Origin of the sequence: Acidovorax sp. HMWF018, assembly GCF_003061035.1 — a bacterium.
Taxonomy (GTDB): Bacteria; Pseudomonadota; Gammaproteobacteria; order Burkholderiales; family Burkholderiaceae_C; genus Acidovorax; species Acidovorax delafieldii.
The window spans coordinates 1-4,985 of the sequence record NZ_QAIM01000118.1 but is presented as its reverse complement, the minus strand read 5'-3'; the positions used below and the strand labels follow the sequence as shown (position 1 = coordinate 4,985).

Genomic DNA, 4,985 nt, shown 5'->3' with positions numbered 1-4,985 from the left:
GAAAGTCAATGAAATCAACGATCTACCAACACCACCTCCGCGCCAGTGCTAGCTTTTCGTACCGTCACTTATTGCACTGAAAACGAGGAGACCCCAAGACAACCACCTGCTCGAATTGCTGGGGCGCACTGAGCGCAAACGCCTTATCGAACAATGCGAACCCACCGATTGGGCGATGTCGGAAGTCGTGTGTGAACGCCACGCACGCACGCGCCACGTGTATTTCCCCACCGCCGGTTTTGTTTCCCTTGCGATTGAAGCCGCCGATCGCCCAGGCCTGGAAGTGGGCATGGTCGGAAGTGAAGGGATGTTGGGCGCCGAACTGCTGCTCGGTCAGACGACGGCCCCCTGGCGCGCCGTGGTTCAGGATGAGGGGACCGCGTGGCGGATGAAGGCATCGGTTTTTCAGGCGGCCCTGATCGAGAGCCCGTTGTTGCGCAGACTCGTGTCGCGGTACCTGAGCTTTCGCATGGAGCAGCTCAGTCTGGGCGCCGCATGCGAGCGCTTTCACGAGATCGGACCGCGCCTGGCCCGCTGGTTGCTCATGAGCCAGGACCGCGCCAATGGCAACACTTTTCACGTGACGCATGCCTTTCTGGCCTGCATCCTGGGCGTGCGCCGTGTGGGCGTCACTGTGGCTGCCAGCGAAATGCAGCGCCTTGGCCTGATCGAATACCGGCGGGGCAAGCTCACGGTGCTCGACCGCGACGCTTTGCACACCAGGGCGTGCAGTTGCTACGACAGCAACCGGCGAGATTACGCGCGAACAGTGGGGTGATCGCGCCTTTGTGTTGATCGCTTAGAGCTCATCCAGCGTTTGGCCAAGCAGCCGAAGGCCATGCATCCCGGTGGTTTTGCGCAAGGCTTGCAGTTGGGCTGCCCAGGCTGGGGTGCGGGTGCCCTGCAGGTGTCCCCGCATCACGCTTGCGCGTTGCACCAGCAGATCGGTCAGTGGCATGGGTGCGAAGGCAAAGCGCCGTTCCAGTTGCTGCGCATGGTGCCCGATCAATACCGCGTCACGGCGCAGCCAGCCGATCTCTATGCCGTTGCGGTGCACCCAGACGTGGTTGTGTGCCAGCCCGCCTTTTTCGATCATTGCCAGGGCTTGCGCCAGGTGCCGGTCAGCTATGTCGGTATCGGGTTCAATGCGCGCGGCAATCGACAGCACTGCCGGCGCCATGTAGTGCGGGGTGTGGATTTCACGCAGCCGCGCCACAGCCAGACTGGCCTCTTGTCGGGCCCGCTCCACTTGTCCAGCCCACGCCAGCGCGTCGGCCAGGAATATGCGGTTCTCCGGCTCGAATCGGGCCGCACCCATCTCCTGCGCTAGCTGCTGGGCGCGCAGCGCCAGGGGCTCCACCTCGTCGAAGCGGCCCATTTCCTGCAGGGCCAGTATCACCGCGTGTATCGCGATCATTTCGGCCCGGGGCAGCCCGACGGCACGGGCGCGTTGCATCGCGTCAATCGCCTCCTGTTGCATCGCCCGCACATCCAGCGAGCCAAACCGGCAAAAGGCGGCCATGGGCGCGTTGGCGATTTCAGTGCGCCCCTGACCGCTTTCGCGCGACGCGGCCACGCAGCGGGTGAAGCAATCGTGGGCCACCAGCCAGCGGCCGCGTGCGTACTCGGCGTCGCCCAGGCCGCCCAGCGCCATGGCCCGCGCAAGCGGCGACCGCGCCTTGTCGGCCAGCGCCAGTGCCTGCGTTTGCGCGGCCAGGCAGATGTCGGTCTGCCCGAGCGGAAACGCAATGTTGCCGCGCTGGTGCTGGATGGCCGAGAGCGTGGCCCAGTCGTCCGCCTGCGTGGCGATGGCTTCGGCCTGATCAAGTGCCGACAGCGCGCCGTCCAGGTCGTCAAAGATGCGGCGCGCGCCGGCCAGGCCCAGCAGGGCGGTGCAGCGTTCGGCGCCACTTTCGTGCACGGCCAGGGCCAGGGTGAAGGTGTCCTGTGCGGCACGGGCCTGTCCCATGTCCAGTTGCGCGGCGCCACGCACCAGCAGCAGGGTGCCGCGCGCGCTGGTATCGGGCTGCAGGGCAAGCCCTCGATCGGTCAGGGCCAGCGCGGCGGCGGCACGCAGCGCCTCGCGTTCCACCGCGGCCGCCCGCGCATAGGCGGAAGGCGCGCCGGGGTCGCCCGCCCGCTCAAGGTGTTCGGCGCACAGCACCGGGTCGCGATCGACAAACCACTGGGCCGCCGCGCGGTGCAGCCGGGCGCGTGGCTCCCGCAGCAGTGACATGTAGATGCCCTCGCGAATCAGCGCGTGGCCAAAACACAGGGTGTGGCCTTCGGCGCGCAGCAGGCCGGTGCGCAGGCTGGCGCTCAGTGCGGGGTTGGTGTGGTTGAGCACCGCAAACAGCGCCTGCGGCTCGAAGCGCTGGCCCAGCACGCTGGCCGTGCGCAGCACGTCCTGTTCGGCTGCGGGCAGGCGGTCCACCCGTGCAATCACCAGGCTGCGCAGCGAGGCGGGCAGGGCGGTGCCACCGGCCTCGCTGGCGTGGCGCAGCAGCTGGTCCAGATACAGCGGGTTGCCGCCGCAGCGCTCCACACACTCGCGCAGCCAGCCATCGGGCTTTGGGCCAAAGTGCCGTGCGAGTGCGGTGGCGTCTTCTTTGTCCAGCGGGCCCAGGTTGAAGGTGGTCAGGGGCGCATCGCCCAGTGCCTGCTGCCAGCCGCGCTCCAGCGGGTCGCCATCGCCCCGGCTGGTGGCCAGCAACACCAGCGCTTGTGTGCGGGCCAGCTGCGCCAGGCGCGCCATGCCTTCCAGGGTATCGGCGTCGGCCCAGTGCAGGTCTTCCGCCACCAGCAGCGTGGGCTGGCGCGCGCTGCTGCGGCTGGCCAGGTGCGTCAGCAGTTCATGCACGGCGGCGCGCCGGGCCATGGCGCCCGCGGCCTGCCAGGCGGTGCGGCCGTCGCTGGTCATGGCGCCTTGCACCAGGTCGGCCAGCGCGGCCTGCCAAAGCAGCGGCGCGTCACCCTCCAGCGCCAGGGCCACCTCGCCCACGCGCTGCGGCAGCAGCCCCGCCGCCCACTGAGCCAGCAGGCCGCCGCTGCGCCCGCCGCCGAAGTCCAGCGCCTGCGCGCCGACCACCACACAGCCTTGCGCCAGCGCATGGGCCCGCACAGCTTCCACCAGCCGCGTCTTGCCAATGCCCGGCTCGCCGCGCAGCAGCGCCACATGGCCGGCGCCCGCGCGGCATGCCAGATCAATGATCTGGTGCAAAGCGGCCCGCTCGGCATCACGGCCCATCAGCGGCGACGCCGCCATACCCTCCGCCGGCGCGATGGACTGCAGCCGCCACAGTGGCTGCGGCAAGTCGATGCCCTTGAGCGCATGCGGGCCCATGGCCTCAAAGCGGGCGCCGTCTCCCACCGTGCGCACCACCGCTTCGGACACCACGGTCTCATTCGAACCGGCCTGGCCCACCAGGCGCGAAGCCAGGTTGACCGCATCGCCCAACACCGTGTAGCCGCCGTGGGTCAGCCCGCCGGCCACCACCTCGCCCAACGACACGCCGATGTGCAGCTGCACGCTCTGCCCGAACGCCACGCCAAACTCTGAGGTGAGCACGGCCGCCACCTGGTGTAACGCCTGTGCCGCACGCAGTGCCCGCAGCGTGTCGTCGCCGTGTGCAATCGGGGCACCAAAAATCGCCATCACACCGTCGCCCAGGTGTTTGTCCACCAGCCCGCCGGCTTCGGTGATGGCGGGGTCGCACAGCGCGTAGAAGCGCTCGCACAGGCGCTGCACGTCTTCGGGGTCGAGCCGGGTGCACAGTTCGGTGAAGCCACAAATGTCGGCAAACAGCACCGCCGCCTGCCGCCGCTGCGCGGACAGACCGGCGGTGGGCGGTGGCTGGCGCGGCCCCTGCGCAATGGCGCCGAGAATCTTCTTGCGATGGCCCAGCGCGGCCACCCCCAGCTCTTTGAGATCGGCATCGGTCAGATCGGGCAGCACCGACTCGTCGATGTGGTTGCTGGCGAAAGCCTGCGCGTATTCGCCCAGCCCGAGCGACTGCAACCAGGACGAGACATCGAGTGACATGGGCCACCTCCGGCGGACCAGTCTATGGTCGTGGGCGGGGTTCGTAAAGCGCCCTGAGACTGGCAAGGGCACCAACAAAAAAGCCCTTGGGATTCAAGGGCTTTGCTGTGTCGGCTGCTGTCGGCTGACCTCGACGGCTGTCAATTGGCGGGAGGGCGTCGTTCACATGACGGGCTGTAGGCCGCGTGGATTCTCGATTTTCTTGATTTGTTTTTCGAAGATACCACCAAAAATACCACCACGTCTCATCTACGGCTTTTCTGCCCTGAGTGAGTAGTTCAAAAAAAGCTTCTTGAGCATCCGGCGATTAGAGTATCTAGAAAAAAACGGTGCTACATGCTGATGACGACCCCTCCCGCGTCGCAGACACGTTGAGGCCGGCAGCCTGGGTCGTGCCCTCAAGGGCCTGAAACGCATCCGGTCCCGTACGGTCAGTAAGGACGTCAGGTTCCTCGCTTTGTCTGGGCCCTCGCCAAAGAGTTTCTTAGCAAGGTCTGGCTTTTGCGCTCTAAGCCATCCATTACAAACTGAACACTTGATCTTGTCGGGACACCACCGCATCCCAGCCCACTCCCCGTTTAATGCGCACGCGCAGCGCGTCTGCGGCGTCCGGCACTCCATGCACTATGAAGATACGCCGAGGCGCGCGCCGAAAACCGCCGAGCCAACGCAGCAATTCATTGCTATCGGCATGCGCAGACAGCATGGGCAGCTCCGCAACCTCTGCCCGCACCGAGACCCATTGACCGTGAATCTTCACCTCGCGCGCGCCTTGGAGCAACGTGCGACCTCGCGTGCCCGCCGCCTGGAAGCCAGAGAACAGGATGGTGTTGCGGTGAACTGGCCCAAAGGCGGCGATGTGATGGAGCACTCGTCCGCCAGTGGCCATGCCACTTGCGGAGACGATCACCTTGGGAAAGGGTTGGATGGCGTCGGGAGCCTC

At 66.7% G+C, this 4,985-nt stretch carries 3 protein-coding genes; 1 reads left to right on the top strand and 2 read right to left on the bottom strand.

The features are described from left to right. Positions 1-115 precede the first annotated feature (115 nt). Positions 116-778, top strand: coding sequence for a Crp/Fnr family transcriptional regulator (locus DBR23_RS04370; protein ID WP_233250269.1), 663 nt, complete (start codon positions 116-118; stop codon positions 776-778). 21 nt (positions 779-799) lie between these two features. On the opposite strand, the gene DBR23_RS04365 is transcribed toward DBR23_RS04370, so the two are convergent. Together DBR23_RS04365 and DBR23_RS04360 are read right to left on the bottom strand one after the other, a co-directional pair. Beyond that, entirely contained in the window at positions 800-4,042 is a 3,243-nt protein-coding gene (locus tag DBR23_RS04365; RefSeq protein WP_108497432.1) for an adenylate/guanylate cyclase domain-containing protein, read from the bottom strand. A 520-nt stretch (positions 4,043-4,562) separates the two neighbouring features. Further along, positions 4,563-4,985: MBL fold metallo-hydrolase RNA specificity domain-containing protein (locus tag DBR23_RS04360; protein WP_304466196.1), on the bottom strand; the 423-nt coding region annotated here is incomplete at its 5' end.

What these genes read in the sequence shown, in the direction of transcription:
- DBR23_RS04365 (WP_108497432.1), bottom strand. Translation starts at nt 4,042, where the DNA reads ATGTCACTCGATGTCTCGTCCTGGTTGCAGTCGCTCGGGCTGGGCGAA.